Annotated in this window: 15 protein-coding genes; 12 read left to right on the top strand and 3 right to left on the bottom strand. The window is 45.4% G+C overall.

The features are described from left to right. The first annotated feature begins 332 nt into the window (after positions 1-332). Together QY97_RS17805 and QY97_RS17800 are read left to right on the top strand one after the other, a co-directional pair. Positions 333-929: a class I SAM-dependent methyltransferase gene (locus QY97_RS17805; protein WP_039235687.1), complete on the top strand. Its 597-nt coding sequence runs from the start codon at positions 333-335 to the stop codon at positions 927-929. A gap of 93 nt (positions 930-1022) precedes the next feature. Next, positions 1023-2237, top strand: coding sequence for an EAL domain-containing protein (locus QY97_RS17800; protein ID WP_039235684.1), 1215 nt, complete (start codon positions 1023-1025; stop codon positions 2235-2237). 108 nt (positions 2238-2345) lie between these two features. Here the strand turns inward: QY97_RS17800 and QY97_RS17795 are convergent, their stop codons facing one another. Then, positions 2346-2864, bottom strand: coding sequence for an MEDS domain-containing protein (locus QY97_RS17795; RefSeq protein WP_046128808.1), 519 nt, complete (start codon positions 2862-2864; stop codon positions 2346-2348). Positions 2865-3107: 243 nt separating this feature from the next. Between QY97_RS17795 and QY97_RS17790 the strand changes: the two genes are divergently transcribed. The 9 genes from QY97_RS17790 (at position 3108) to QY97_RS17755 (ending at position 9151) form a co-directional block, all read left to right on the top strand. Next, complete coding sequence (locus QY97_RS17790) at positions 3108-3566, top strand: DUF6884 domain-containing protein (RefSeq protein WP_039235681.1); 459 nt, start codon at positions 3108-3110, stop codon at positions 3564-3566. A gap of 77 nt (positions 3567-3643) precedes the next feature. Next, positions 3644-4207 (top strand): cysteine hydrolase family protein, encoded by a 564-nt coding sequence (locus QY97_RS17785; protein ID WP_039235679.1) that lies wholly within the window; start codon positions 3644-3646, stop codon positions 4205-4207. 193 nt (positions 4208-4400) lie between these two features. Further along, positions 4401-4880 carry a GNAT family N-acetyltransferase gene (locus QY97_RS17780; RefSeq protein WP_039235677.1) on the top strand — a complete coding sequence of 160 codons (480 nt, stop codon included), beginning with the start codon at positions 4401-4403 and terminating at the stop codon, positions 4878-4880. Between the two features lie 540 nt (positions 4881-5420). Then, entirely contained in the window at positions 5421-5573 is a 153-nt protein-coding gene (locus QY97_RS20760; RefSeq protein ID WP_166701714.1) for a hypothetical protein, read from the top strand. Between the two features lie 230 nt (positions 5574-5803). Further along, the gene (locus tag QY97_RS17775) at positions 5804-6685 is read left to right on the top strand and encodes a pirin family protein (RefSeq protein ID WP_039235676.1); all 882 of its coding nucleotides are present in this window, start codon (positions 5804-5806) and stop codon (positions 6683-6685) included. Positions 6686-6706: 21 nt separating this feature from the next. Then, positions 6707-7252: an NADPH-dependent FMN reductase gene (locus QY97_RS17770; protein WP_039235696.1), complete on the top strand. Its 546-nt coding sequence runs from the start codon at positions 6707-6709 to the stop codon at positions 7250-7252. A gap of 241 nt (positions 7253-7493) precedes the next feature. Further along, complete coding sequence (locus tag QY97_RS17765; protein WP_039235674.1) at positions 7494-7739, top strand: hypothetical protein; 246 nt, start codon at positions 7494-7496, stop codon at positions 7737-7739. A gap of 193 nt (positions 7740-7932) precedes the next feature. Further along, the gene (locus QY97_RS17760) at positions 7933-8592 is read left to right on the top strand and encodes a response regulator (RefSeq protein ID WP_039235671.1); all 660 of its coding nucleotides are present in this window, start codon (positions 7933-7935) and stop codon (positions 8590-8592) included. A gap of 142 nt (positions 8593-8734) precedes the next feature. Next, on the top strand, positions 8735-9151 hold the full coding sequence (locus tag QY97_RS17755) for a universal stress protein (protein WP_039235670.1): 417 nt from the start codon (positions 8735-8737) through the stop codon (positions 9149-9151). A gap of 229 nt (positions 9152-9380) precedes the next feature. Here the strand turns inward: QY97_RS17755 and QY97_RS17750 are convergent, their stop codons facing one another. Both QY97_RS17750 and QY97_RS17745 read right to left on the bottom strand, forming a co-directional pair. Then, positions 9381-9683, bottom strand: a complete 303-nt coding sequence (locus QY97_RS17750) for a CPCC family cysteine-rich protein (protein WP_046128807.1) — start codon at positions 9681-9683, stop codon at positions 9381-9383. 70 nt (positions 9684-9753) lie between these two features. Next, a complete protein-coding gene (locus tag QY97_RS17745; RefSeq protein WP_052729015.1) occupies positions 9754-12504 on the bottom strand; it encodes a response regulator in 2751 nt (916 codons plus the stop codon). A gap of 205 nt (positions 12505-12709) precedes the next feature. Between QY97_RS17745 and QY97_RS17740 the strand changes: the two genes are divergently transcribed. After that, the gene (locus QY97_RS17740) at positions 12710-13147 is read left to right on the top strand and encodes a universal stress protein (RefSeq protein WP_039235668.1); all 438 of its coding nucleotides are present in this window, start codon (positions 12710-12712) and stop codon (positions 13145-13147) included. Positions 13148-13295 lie beyond the last annotated feature (148 nt).

The raw sequence follows: 13295 nt of genomic DNA, 5'->3' as shown, positions 1-13295 counted from the left end.
TTAGTATAACGGGGTTTTAAGCTAAGAAAAATAGAAAAACCCCGAATAGGTCCACTTTTTTTAAAGTGTCTACTATTCGGGGTTCAGTTCACATCATGATTTCGTCCCTGCTTTTTTGTGCGATTGGCTGCTTTTTCTCCTGCTCATTATCATTTGGTAGCGGCTCTCTTAGTCAGCTGGCGTATTCTCCTTAGAGCCGCAGTAAGAGGCATACTCACTAGGCATACATAAGAAATCACCGCTTGTCTTCTAACTAGGTGAAATAGTGTAAAATAATGACATAGTTGAGTGACATGCTAGTAGATGCAGAAAATAAAAAAGAGGGAAAACCAATGGGAAATACATTTGCAAGATGGTATGACGTGTTTATGAGTCCGCTGGAAAAGGGAAGGTTCCGGTCAGTGAGGAAGAGCCTGGCGAAAAAAGCAGACGGCCTAGTGTTAGAGATTGGCTCAGGGACGGGCATCAACTTTCCTTATTATGAATCTGCCGAGCAGGTGATCGCTATTGAGCCGAGCCGGCATATGATGAACCGCTCTGAAGAGAGAAAGAGAAAGTCAGCGGTCCCTATACAGGTGATTCAAGAAAGTGCCGAGCAGCTGCCGTTTGCGGACAATACCTTTGACACGGTCGTCGCTACTTTAGTGTTCTGCACAATTCCTCATCCAGAAAGAGCGCTGCGGGAAATTAAGCGGGTGTGCAAGCCGGGCGGAAGAATTCTCGTTTTTGAGCATGTAAGGATGGAGAATCCATTTTTGGCTAAATGGCAGGATTGGCTGCCGCCTTACTGGAAAAAGGTGTGCGACGGCTGTTGTTTAAATCGAGATACTGTTCATATGATGATAGAAAGCGGCCTGAAAGTAGTAAGTAAACAAAGCTTGTATAAAGGGCTTTTTGTACAAATGGATGTACGAAATGAAGGGGCTTAAGAAGTTTTGTGATAAAATGATAAACGGCAAAAGAAAGGCAGCCTGCTTTATGAGCTGCCGAACCAAAAAAGCGGTGACAGGGGAGAGGAAGAGATGGATCCTTTAGAAATTTTAACGGACTTGGAGCACGTCGTTCCATTCTTCCAGCCGATCTTTAGTGCGGACGAACACCGGGTGGTGGCGTACGAAGTGATGGGAAGATATGAAACACCGGATGGTCTCGTGAACTTACGGCCATTCTTCCGGGACAAGGATGTGCCGGAGGAATATCGTTTGGAAGTAGACTTACTGGTTTTGAAGAAAGCGTTTAGCCAGGCAATTCATTATGATAAAGATATTCTGTTCTTTATTCACCGGGAAGCGGATCTATTGATTTATGACGAAGAGGAGAAGCTGCTTCAGCTGATTTCCTCCTTTGAGGATCAGGGGCTGAATCTTGGTCAGATTGTACTTGAGATATCCGAGCGAAATGCAGACGGGGAGTTTCAGGATTTAGGGCATTTGTTAAGATATTACCGGACATACGGACTGAAGATCGCCATTGACAAAATGGGGAATGACAGCGGTCATTTAGACCGGATTAGCCAGCTGGAGCCGGATATTATGAAGGTGGATCTCCAGGTGCTGCGTTCGACAAGTGATGGGGCCGCATATCAGGATATTTTGTCTTCCATTTCGATGCTTGCCCGAAAGATTGGAGCGGCGGTGTTATTTGAACATATTGAAACGGCTCTTCAGCTCCAGTTTGCCTGGAGAAATGGGGGACGGTATTATCAAGGCTTGTATTTAAAGGAGCCTCAGGAAGGCTTCGTGGACAGGGATATATTAAAGGAACGGCTCAAGCAGGAATGCCGCGAATTCATCCAGTCAGAAAAGAAGAAGCTTGAGAATTTATTTTCGCTCCAGGAGGAATTGGATTTGCGAATACAGGAATGGCTGAGTCATCACCGGAAGATCCAAGAGTACACACCCGTCTTGGAGAAGCTGGCGAAGGAATTAGACGAGGCGGCTTTCCGGATGTATGTATGCGATGAGGATGGCTTTCAGAAATCGCCGAACTTATTTAATCTCAAAGGTTCCTGGACGATTCAGCCTGAATACGAGGAGAAAAACTGGAGCTGGCGCCCTTATTTTCTTGAGAACATCATCAAAATGAGGCGCGAAAAGAAAGGTATTCTTTCTGATCGGTACAATGACATTGAAACAGGGGAAATGATCCGGACGTTTTGTCTACCGATTGATTCCCAGCATTTTTTATTCATCGACCTGTCTTTCTCTTACTTGTTCAATCGGGAGGCACTGTTTTAATTACAGCCTTCAGCTAGAAGGAAGATGATCGGCAGGTACCATTAAAAGCGATGGGGCCAGCGTCCCGGCAAGACAAAGGGGCGCCGAATCCTTTGCTTGCTGTTCTCCTCATTCGGCGGGGCTCTGCTGTTGGCTTAGCGCCTCAATATGACCGTCCGTAATTAAATGGCTGTGATAAAGCAGCAGGCTCTCTTTCAGGGAATCAGTCAAACGGGCTGAATGATAAGCGCGGACGGACAGCATGTTCATAGCGCGAACGTTTTCATCGGCTACCTGTTCAAACCCTATGATTTTTTCTTCTATGTTAGTCTCCTGTCCCCATTCCACGTGGGCCCACGTACGAACAGGCACATTTTCACTTAGGAAGGGCTCGAGAATATCTTTAAAATAAGACACAATGCTCGCAGTATGGGAGTCGCCGGTAGACCAATAGAATTCGAAGTTATTGTGATAATGGATCCTGCCTAACTGATCAGGGGTTAATAGGCATTCAAGCCTTTTGCTTAGCAGCAGGATATTCCGCTCGCTTTCGATGAAAATAACATGCTCGCCCTGTTCGATCCCGGAGAGGATATAAGAGATCGCGTTATCCAAGTACTGCTCTGTATGATCGAAGCAATACAGCAAATGGCCGCCGTTTTTTGTTGTAGTTCATTCGTTCGTTGTTTGATTTTATTCTTCAACTGTCTACTCCTTCTAACAAACTAATAAAATGTCATATGATCTATTATAGCCTATTGTTATAGATATATCGATATAAAATTTGTAAATAAAAGTATGCATTGGAATCGACAGGTTATTGCAAAAAGGGACAAAAGCAATGTACGGCTGATCGATTTTTAGGCTTATGTAACTAAAGGAGGGAAAAAAGTGGAACGGCTATGCATTATTCCATGTGGTACCAAAAAAATATGGGACAAGAGACCTGACGCAGGACCTGCTAAGGCAAAAGATACATACATTGGTATTTTCCATAACCTTTGTCAGGAGTACGCTTCCCGGTTCTTTAACAGCTGGGTGATCCTTTCCGCAAAGCACGGCTTCCTGGAACCGGAGGATGTGGTGGAAGAGAATTATGATGTGGCCTTTAACTCGAAAAGCACGGAAATTATTAGTGCAGCTGAATTAAAGGAGCAAATCCGGCAGAAACAATTGTCTGATGCGGATGAAATCGTCGTGTTAGGCGGAAAGAAATATAAAAAAGTCGTAGAGGCAGCTTTTGGCAGTCAATATACTTATCGCTATCCCCTCAGCGACTGCAAAGGCATCGGCTATATGCAGCAAAAATTAAAAACAGCCCTTGTAGAGAATAAAGAAATGACTATATAAAGAGGTGTTTTTATCCTGGCGGCGAATAAGATGACGAGAGTGATAAAAATAATCTTATATGGAAAGGGGCCAATAAGATGAGCCAAACAGCATTGGTATTGGTTGATATACAAAACGATTACTTCCCGGGAGGAAAAATGCCGCTTTATGAAACAGAGAAAGCAGCTCAAAAGGCACGAAGCGTACTGGATTATTTCCGTGAACATAACCTCCCGCTTTTTCACATCCAGCATATTTTCGAAGGTGAGCAGGCGCCGTTCTTCGCGCCAGATACCGAAGGGGTGCAAATTCACCAGATCGTGACACCGTTACAAGGAGAAAAAGTGATCCAAAAGAATTTTCCAAACAGCTTCTTACATACTTCATTAGAAGCAGAATTAAAGAGCGCCGGCATTGAGCATGTGGTGGTTGTCGGCATGATGAGCCATATGTGCATCGATGCAACGAGCCGCACAGCCGTGGATCTTGGCTTCCGCTGCACCGTCATTGAGGATGCGTGCACATGTCCGGATCTCACGTTTAACAATGAAACTGTCAAAGCAACGCAAGTGCATCATGCCTTTATGGCGGCGCTTGGAAGCTTATATGCATCCATTGAAACAGCTGATACTTTCCTGGATAAAGCTGTTCAATCGATCTGATTTCCTATTAAAGTCACACCGTCCGGTTTCTGCGGGCGGTGTTTTTTGAGGCTGGAGTGTATAAGAGCATTGGTTTCTAGGTGAATAATTGGAAAATAGTCTTTAAATAAAAGGCTTTGTTAAAGATAGAATGGGTGTAGTAGAAATGAGTAGAGACGAATTATGAAATAAGAGGGAACTGGGGGAGAGAATCATGCACATTCGTGAAATTGAAGAAAAAGACAACAAAGTCATAGAGCAAATTATTAAGCACTCATTGGAGTCATTTCACTTAAATATTCCAGGAACCGCCTATTTTGATCCTCAGCTTAGCAGTCTGGCCCAATTTTACAAGCAGCAGTCAAACGCAAAGTATTGGGTGGCAGTGAATGAACAAGGGGAAGTCGTCGGTGGTGTGGGCATTGCGCCATTTGGGCAAAAGACAGAGGTTTGCGAGCTGCAAAAGCTATACATTAAGCCTGAAGCTCAAGGTATGGGCTTATCAAAGCAGCTGATGGGAGTCGCACTCGACTTCGCTAGGGAGCACTATATATATTGTTACTTAGAAACATCGAAAAGGCTCCAAGCGGCTAATTCCCTTTATACCAAATTAGGTTTCCGGCCGCTTGAAAGAGCATTGGATGGTTCAGAGCACAACGCAATGGATGCTTGGTATATGAAGGAGTTACTGTAAAAGAGTAACGTAGACTAACAGCTCTTCTTTAACGGGGCGCATTTAGTAAGGTCATCATCCGATGGTCCTGCTAAAGCATCCCGTTATTTTGCTTGCTCGATCACTAGAGAATATCCCACCATGGTGAAATGTAAAAACAAGTGGTTTTCAACCAATGAACTTATAATAATTCTTGCTTTTTAGCTAATCCGTGTTTTTTTCGCTGGTATACCACCAAAAAAGTTAAAACGGAAATTTTAGAGAATACGAATACAAGTCAATAAGAAAAACTTATGATAATAAAATATATGATGTTCAATCATTCGTTATTTTTCTGTTTAAATCATTGTATTAGCTGTTTAATGACTTAATTAACTGCTTTATGTTGATTTTGTGGGTTGGGATTAAAAAGAAAAGGGTTTCATCAATCGCCCTCATTAGTCCCGCTTATTTCCTTATATTGGGTGGCTGTTTACGTGTTGCATTTAACTACCGATGTGCTATTATCTAAAATCATTACTGAAAATTTAAAAAACAGTTTTTCTAAGAAAGGGGATTAATATGTGGATTGTAACGGTTTATTCAGGTAAAAACATGACAATGTATGAATTCGATAAGGAGAAGGAAGCGAGAGAGACTTATGCGAAACTGCAAGGCTATAAAATCATCTCTCAAATGGTAGATGAGCAGTCCCTTTCCTTAGCGTTTAACTAAAGCGTTCAAATGATAGAACATCACTATATATACTGAATGTCAAGATAGAGAGGAGGCTCGTTCCCCGGAATGGTAGCCTCCTCTTTTCTTGTCAAGAAGAGTCGGCAGGGGCTGATCACCTTCCTCGTCATTGCGAACTTGATAGAGTGCCTACTTTTACTTTTGGAGGAGATTATCATAATATGGTAATGAAAGAGGCTCATCAAAAGGGCAAAGGGGGTGAACCATGAATGGAGGAAACAAATAAGGCGCCTTTTCAGCGGGACATCAACAAGCATTGGAAGGTCTCTTATAACCAGCCGGGTTATCCGCATGTGCAGCAAGGCTGGGTGCTGCCGCCGGAGCGCATGAAGGCTTTTGATCCCTTTATCCTAATGGCGGAGGATTGGTTTAAAAGAGGCACATTTTCCGATCATCCGCACCGGGGCTTTCAAACAATTACATATGTGATCGATGGCCGGCTCGAGCATGTGGATAACAGTGGCGGCTACTCGATTCTAGACGCCGGAGACGTTCAGTACATGAATGCAGGCCGTGGAGCGCGCCATGCCGAGGAAGCGTTTGGGGAGGATCTTATTCATACGCTGCAGCTGTGGCTGAATTTGCCGAAATCTTTAAAGAACTCGGAATCTTTCTATCAAAATATTTATGTGGAGGATGCACCCGTGGTCGAAGTAGACGGAGGCTCTGTGCGCGTATATGCAGGCGATGTGGCTGGGGTCCAAGGCCCAATGGAGAGCCTTGTGCCGGTGACAATGGCAGAGGTGACCTTAAAAGAGGGAGCGGCTTATACACATATTTTGCCCGAGAACCACAATGCCTTTCTCTATATGCTCGCAGGCGAAATGGCGTTCGGCAGCAGCCAGACGGCATTAAGCAAGACGGAAGCGGCCACATTAACCTTTAACGAGCACGGAGATGAAGCAGCAGAAAGTGCATTCGTGATGAAGGCGAATTCAAGAGCCAAAGTATTAATTTATTCAGGCGTGCCTATTCGGGAGGAAATAGCTGCCCGCGGTCCGTTTGTCATGAACACGATGGAGGAGGTCCGGCAGGCCTACGCGGATTTCCAGCATGGATTGTTCGGTCCGCCTGCGGTGAAGAATGATTAAATGGAGGAGGAGAAAGAACAAATGAAAGTAGCAGCCATTGTGGGGAGTGTACGCAAAGATTCCTATAATAAAAAACTAGCGAAGTTTGTACAGAAGCGCTATGCTGATCAATTCGACGTGGAGATCCTTGAACTGGACGAGCTGCCTCTATATAACCAGGATATTGAAAATGATCCGCCGGCAGCCGTCACGGAATTTAAAGAGAAAGTAAGGGCGGCAGACGCGGTGCTTTGGGTGACGCCTGAATACAATGCGACGATCCCGGGTGTGTTAGGGAACGCCATTGACTGGCTATCTCGTGTGGATAAAGTGATGATCGGCAAGCCGTCGTGGATCATGGGCGCCTCCATGGGCCTGCTTGGGACCGTGAAAGCCCAGGCTCATCTTCGTGATATTTTGTTCGCACCAGGCCTGCAGTCCCCGGTGCTGATTGGCAATGAGGTGTATGTCGGTGCGGTTCATACGAAAATGGACGAAGAAGGCAATATTACGGACGAAGCGACAGTGGCTTTTCTAGATGCCGTAGCAGCCAACTTCGAACAATGGATGAAGTGGTATTTCCTATAAGACAATGGAGAGTGTCTTTATTTTTTAGATTGCCTTCAAAGCGCGAAAACAAATTAGCTAAAAAGAGAGCATCCGCTTACATCAAAGCAGATGCCTCTTTTATTGAATTACAGTTATTTCTTGTGTGCTCTTCCGTCTTTCCAAGAGGGAAAACTTGTTGTCTTAAATAGGTATGAGTCTATACAGGCTCACTCTCGCATGAATATGGTAATAAAGATACTAGATGAATGGGAGTGAGCAGATGGGAAGCATTAATAGATTTTTCCTCAGTGCTGCATTAGCACTACTTGGGATCCTGGGAATTGGACTGGGGATTGGCGTGGCAGGAGCGAGTGTGGCTAATGGCATTGCCAGACAACCTGAGGCAGCCGGACAGCTAATTGATTTTTATTTTAACTATGTACTTATTCCTGAGTTTATTTTAGCTTTATTGCTGGTAGGGATTTCGCTGTTATTGATCTTTAAAGGAAAATCGCATAAAGGTTGAATCGGTGGGGAAGAAGCAGTTGATACAAAACCGCCCGGGTGAACATAGGACGGTTTTGTATAGATGACACGCGCAGGGTTTTCCAAGTTCAGTGAAACCGTTTAGCAGTATGAACCAAAATGACCTCGTCACCTTCGTGTCTAAATGATAAAATACAGAGCATACTAGTTTAGAAGTGGAGAGGGGGAGAGTGATGCAGGTTATTCGCACCCTGATTGTAGACGATCATGCGATTGTGAGGGCCGGGGTCAAGATGCTTCTCGGCAAACAACAGGACATTGAAGTGGTGGGTGAAGCGGCTGATGGCCAGGAAGCGATCGAGAAGGCATTGTCTCTTAAGCCGGATCTCGTCATCATGGATCTCAGTATGCCTCCTGGCAAGAACGGGCTGGAAGCAACGAGAGAATTAAAACAGTCCCTGCCGGACACTCACGTGTTGATACTCACCATGCATGATGACGAGAATTATTTATTTCGGGTGCTCCAAGCGGGGGCCTCGGGCTATGTGTTAAAAAATGCGCTTGATTCAGAATTGCTTTCGGCGGTGGAGGCGGTCTCGCAAGGAAGGGCATATTTGCATCCGTCGGCAGCCAAATCATTAGTAGAGGACTTTTTGAGCCGGGTGAATGAAGGAGAGGACCTCTCTTCCTACAAACGGCTCAGCAATCGTGAAGAGGAGATTCTTACATTCATTGCTAAGGGCTACAGCAATAAAGAAATTGCCGAGACTTTATATATTAGTGTGAAGACAGTAGAGAGCCATAAAAGCAAAATCATGGACAAGCTAGGTCTTCATAAAAGGCATGAATTGGTTACCTATGCGATGAAAAAAGGTTTATTGGATCTCGGGTAATCATGCCAGCATAAAAATATCAGGGCTTCCCCTGATATTTTTTTATTTGGACGCCCCTTATAATGAGCATCAGAAGCACAAACCTTACATGTTTTGCCCTGCCTTGTCACTGGGACAACGGTTACCGAAAGGGGAGTCATTTATGTATAGCAGCATATTGGTATATGCAGACGAGGCTGAACACGCTTTAGAAGCTGTCAAGCATGTTCAGCAGCCATCTCACAAACTAGAAGAAGTGACGTTTCTTTATATCCACCCCGTCTCTGCCCATCTGCCGGAAAGCCCGCCGGATCGGATCAGGCTTGTGGAGCAGCTTTATGCACATTCAGATTTCTTTCACGAAGCGAAAGATTACTTAGATAAGTTGAACATCAAGCATAAGACCGTCATCCGCATGGGAAATCCCGCCCAGGAAATATCTTTAATTACTCAATTTGACCGTTATGATTGCCTCGTTGTTGCCAAGGCAGCAAGCGAAGAGGCGGCAGCAGCTATTACCCAAAAGGCAAAATGTCCGGTTGTGCATGTCGATTCATTCAATAGAAGTGTGGATCGGTAAGGCGTGAAAAATAGACCATTATTTTGACAGCCTCACGCTGCAGACAAACTCGCCTGCCACCTGTTTTGTCCTAAGAGGAGGGCGGCGAGCCTCCTCAAGCTCTGCTTTGCGGGGTCTCACCTGTCCTGCTCATCCCGCAGGAGTCTTGCGCGCCTTCCGTTCCAACGGGTTACAAAGTTTGGATAGCTTATGATCTTCACATACATAAAGAGCAGGCGCTTTTAAATAGTCATTCCTTCCTCGTCTGCTTGTCGACAGGGTGTCTCTCTTGAAGTATTTTCCATTTCAAATCTCTCCTGTCTTCGTTATTGGGCTTCCTTACAAATGGAAGGCTGTCTTCATCACAAGCTCCCATTTTCATGAAATTGCCCCGTGCCTGTCTGAGGGAAACGGCATTGGCTCCGCCTTCGTAGTCAGGGTTCCTGTATTGGACTTCATCATCCTCCCAAAAGCAAATCCCGCAAATCTCATAGGTGCCGGGCGGCTTTTCATCTAACGTTTTATAACCGCAGCAAGGACACGTATGCTTCATCTTTTCACCTCTTTCCGTTTTATTTATGTAACAAGGAAAAAGCAAGGAGAATAGCTGGCATTCTCCTTGCTTAGTTTTTTAGGCGCTGTATAAAGCGTTTAAGCTCCTCAAAATGGCTGCTGAGCCGTTCATATGCAGATAGGGCCATCTCCCAATGCCCGGCTTTGGCTGCCTGCTCAATCTCTTTGCTTAGCTGAGTGAAGGTGTCGGCGTAAATGACAGCTGCCGACCCTTTTAAGCTGTGCGCTGTTTCTTTCGCGGCTTCTCCTGACTTTGCTTGAATGGACTGCTGAAGGTTTTCCATCATGCCAGGGGTCGTGGTTAAAAAGATCGTTAACAGTTCGTTCACCATCTCTTCATCCCCGTAGCTATCCTGCAGGCGGGGAAGGGAGATCGGTGCGTTTTCCTCATCGAAAGCGTTCGTATCCACTTTGACAGCAGGACGGGTCTCGTCTTTTGGCATCCAGCGTTCCAAGGTTTCACGCAGTTTTTCGAGCTTAACCGGCTTGCTTAAATAATCGTCCATGCCGGCTTTTAAGTATTTTTCCCGGTCGCTTTTCATTGCGTTCGCGGTCATCGCAATAATCGGTATCCGCTTCTTTGAAGAGGTATTCCTTCTGATGGTTTTCGCCGCTTCGACACCGTCCATTTCCGGCATCTGAATGTCCATAAGAATCAGCGCATAATCTTGTTCGGCCGCTTTCTCCACGGCTTCCCGTCCATTTGTCACCACATCAGCGGCGTACCCCAGCTTCTCTAATTGGAAAAAGGCGACTTTCCGGTTCATCGGGTTGTCTTCTGCCAAAAGAATCGGGTGATGCTGATTGACGACCTTAGGGGAAGGGGTGTGCCTGTCAGGACGATCCTTCTCTTGTTCTGCGGTGTCTTCTTCCTCTTCCTCCACAGGGCGAACGAGGTTTGCGATGCAATCGAACAGCTGGGACTGCTTCACTGGCTTCGAAAGATACGCATCATACGCAGCCTCTTTTTTATTTTCAGTAAGGTCGCTGATTAAAATGAAATGAACATTCGATAAGTAAGGCGTTTGCTTCACAATCTGATAAAAGGTGGAAGCATTCATCCCGGGATTTTCAAGGTGAACAATGACTAAGTCGTACGGCGTGTTGTTTATAGCTGCCTTTTGCAGTTCAGCTAACGCTTCAATGCCGTTCTCAAAGCTTGTGCTGAACATGCCCCAGGAATTCACATACTTCTCCAAAATCTCCCGCTCATCGTCATGATCGTCCACAATGAGTATACGAAGATTCTCCATAGCTGTATCGATTGTTCTTTCGCTGTTTTCTTCCAATGAGCTTGGGATCGGAAACGGAATGTTAAACCAGAAGGTGGAGCCGTTTTCTTTTTCGCTTTCCACACCGATCTCTCCGCCCATCAATTCAACCAGCCGTTTCGATATCGCAAGCCCAAGTCCTGTCCCGCCAAACTTGCGGGTCGTGGAGCCGTCTGATTGGACAAAGGGCTGAAACAGCCGGCTTTGTTCCTCATCTGAAAGGCCGATGCCCGTATCGATAATGGCGAAGTGAATGACCGCTTTTCCTTCGTCATCGATCTTTCTTAAAATCGCGCGTATAAGAACGCTTCCTTCTGTGGTGAACTTAATCGCATTGTCAGAAAGATTCAAGAGTATTTGACGGAGTCTTCCAGGATCTCCGAGCAGCGAGCGTGGAATCGATGGATCTATATAGGTAAGAAGGGAGATCCCTTTATGACGAGCCTTTGGCAATAAAATTTCCGCTATGCTCTCCACGAGCGGAGTGGGCAAAAACGGCACTTGCTCGACGGTCATTTTTCCCGCTTCCATCTTGGAATAATCGAGAATGTCATTGATAATCGTCAGAAGAGCTTGAGACGAGTCCCGAATAATATGGACGTACTCCTGCTGTTCATCCGTTAGAGGCGTATCCATCAACACGTCGACCATTCCGATGATCCCGTTCATCGGCGTGCGGATTTCGTGGCTCATATTCGCAAGGAATTGCGACTTTAACTCGGACGCTTCTAAGGCTTGATCCCGGGTCAGCGCCAGGGCTTCCTCCATTTTCTTGCGGTCCGTAATGTCGATGCCAGAGCCTACGACTTCACTGACGAGGCTGCCTTCAAAAATAGGAGAAAGAGAGATGTAGAAAACCTTTCCGGCAAATGACCATTCATAATTCACATTCTCCCCTTCAAAGGCCCGTTCATGGTAGCTTTCTAACGGGGCCGCCATGTATGCAGGAAAGATATCTACCGGTGTTTGATTGAACAGGCTGGCAGTGGTTAACCCAATTTCCTGAGCATTTTGTCCCTCCATTAACTTGTAAACAATCTTTCCGTGTTTGTCTTTTTTTAATTTAAAGATCAGGTTTTGAAGGTTCTTTACGGTATGTTCGAAATTGTCTCTGAGTGCCTTTTCTAAAGCAGCTTCCGTTTCTTTTCGCTCCGTAATGTCTTTGACAATTCCGACAAAGTGTATATCCTCCCCAATAAAGAACTCCGAAACAGCGAGATCCATAGGGAAGGTGGAGCCGTCTTTCCGTTTCCCGGTGACTTCACGGCCAATGCCGATAATTTGAGCTTTTCCGGTATTTACGTAGTTGTCTACATAAGTGTCATGCTCGCTTTTGTAAGGTTCAGGCATGAGCGTGCTGACATTTCTGCCGACAACCTCTTCGGAAGCATATCCGAATATCCTCTCTGCAGCAGGGTTAAACGATTCGATGATGCCTTGCCGGTTAATCGTGATAATTCCATCCAGTACGTTGTCAATGACCAATTGGGCTGCTTGGTCCCATTCGTTCTGCGGCTTGTTCTGATTCATGATGCCCTCCTTTGCTGTAGTTCATGTCGCTTTGTGTCTTATTTTACATAAAAATAGCAGTCTCTTCCATTTAAATGATGGTTCATTGATCCGCCGGGCGGACTTCGGCCGCTTCATAATCGGGGAATATCCCGATACCGGAAACACATTCCGTCTTATATGATAGGAAGCAAGAAAAACAATAGCCTTTATGGAGGGATGACTTATGACAACGTATCAAAACATTCTCGTAGCTGTTGATGGATCGGAGGAAGCGGAGCAAGCACTAGAAAGAGCGATACACATTGCAGCCGACAATCATGCACGCTTAGTGATCGCCCATGTAATCGATAATAGAAACCTGGTTCAGCTTGCACAATATGATTCTTCCATTACAGAAAGAGCGAAAGCATATGGCCAGGAATTGCTGGATGGTTATATAGAAACAGCGAAGCAGTCGGGTGTGGATAACGTGACGACGGCTCTTGAGTTTGGCTCTCCAAGAGCAGAAATCTCGAAAACATTGGCAAAGAGATTCGAAGCGGATTTAATCGTCGTAGGGGCGACAGGCCTGAATGCCGTAGAACGGCTATTAATCGGCAGCGTCTCAGAGGCTATTATCCGTCAGGCGGCATGCGACGTGTTAGTCGTCCGCAAGCGCTGAAAGAATAATAGCTGAAGGCAGCCGATCACTCACTGTAAGAAAAAGCCGACCCTGTATTAAAGTGTACCCTATAGAGTAGACACCAAAAAAAGTCTACCTATAGGGTACTTTTTTGTATAATTAAGAAACACAACTAGAGATAACATGG

This window comes from Bacillus thermotolerans (assembly GCF_000812025.2).
Taxonomy (GTDB): Bacteria; Bacillota; Bacilli; order Bacillales; family Domibacillaceae; genus Quasibacillus; species Quasibacillus thermotolerans.
The sequence above is the reverse complement of the archived record's forward strand: the minus strand, read 5'-3'. Positions and strand labels throughout refer to the sequence as shown.

Bases quoted from the DNA above. Each gene is read 5' to 3' on its own strand.
- QY97_RS17805 (WP_039235687.1), top strand. From the start codon at position 333: ATGGGAAATACATTTGCAAGATGGTATGACGTGTTTATGAGTCCGCTG.
- QY97_RS17800 (WP_039235684.1), top strand. From the start codon at position 1,023: ATGGATCCTTTAGAAATTTTAACGGACTTGGAGCACGTCGTTCCATTC.
- QY97_RS17785 (WP_039235679.1), top strand. From the start codon at position 3,644: ATGAGCCAAACAGCATTGGTATTGGTTGATATACAAAACGATTACTTC.
- QY97_RS17780 (WP_039235677.1), top strand. From the start codon at position 4,401: ATGCACATTCGTGAAATTGAAGAAAAAGACAACAAAGTCATAGAGCAA.
- QY97_RS20760 (WP_166701714.1), top strand. From the start codon at position 5,421: ATGTGGATTGTAACGGTTTATTCAGGTAAAAACATGACAATGTATGAA.
- QY97_RS17775 (WP_039235676.1), top strand. From the start codon at position 5,804: ATGGAGGAAACAAATAAGGCGCCTTTTCAGCGGGACATCAACAAGCAT.
- QY97_RS17770 (WP_039235696.1), top strand. From the start codon at position 6,707: ATGAAAGTAGCAGCCATTGTGGGGAGTGTACGCAAAGATTCCTATAAT.
- QY97_RS17765 (WP_039235674.1), top strand. From the start codon at position 7,494: ATGGGAAGCATTAATAGATTTTTCCTCAGTGCTGCATTAGCACTACTT.
- QY97_RS17760 (WP_039235671.1), top strand. From the start codon at position 7,933: ATGCAGGTTATTCGCACCCTGATTGTAGACGATCATGCGATTGTGAGG.
- QY97_RS17755 (WP_039235670.1), top strand. From the start codon at position 8,735: ATGTATAGCAGCATATTGGTATATGCAGACGAGGCTGAACACGCTTTA.
- QY97_RS17750 (WP_046128807.1), bottom strand. From the start codon at position 9,683: ATGAAGCATACGTGTCCTTGCTGCGGTTATAAAACGTTAGATGAAAAG.
- QY97_RS17745 (WP_052729015.1), bottom strand. From the start codon at position 12,504: ATGAATCAGAACAAGCCGCAGAACGAATGGGACCAAGCAGCCCAATTG.
- QY97_RS17740 (WP_039235668.1), top strand. From the start codon at position 12,710: ATGACAACGTATCAAAACATTCTCGTAGCTGTTGATGGATCGGAGGAA.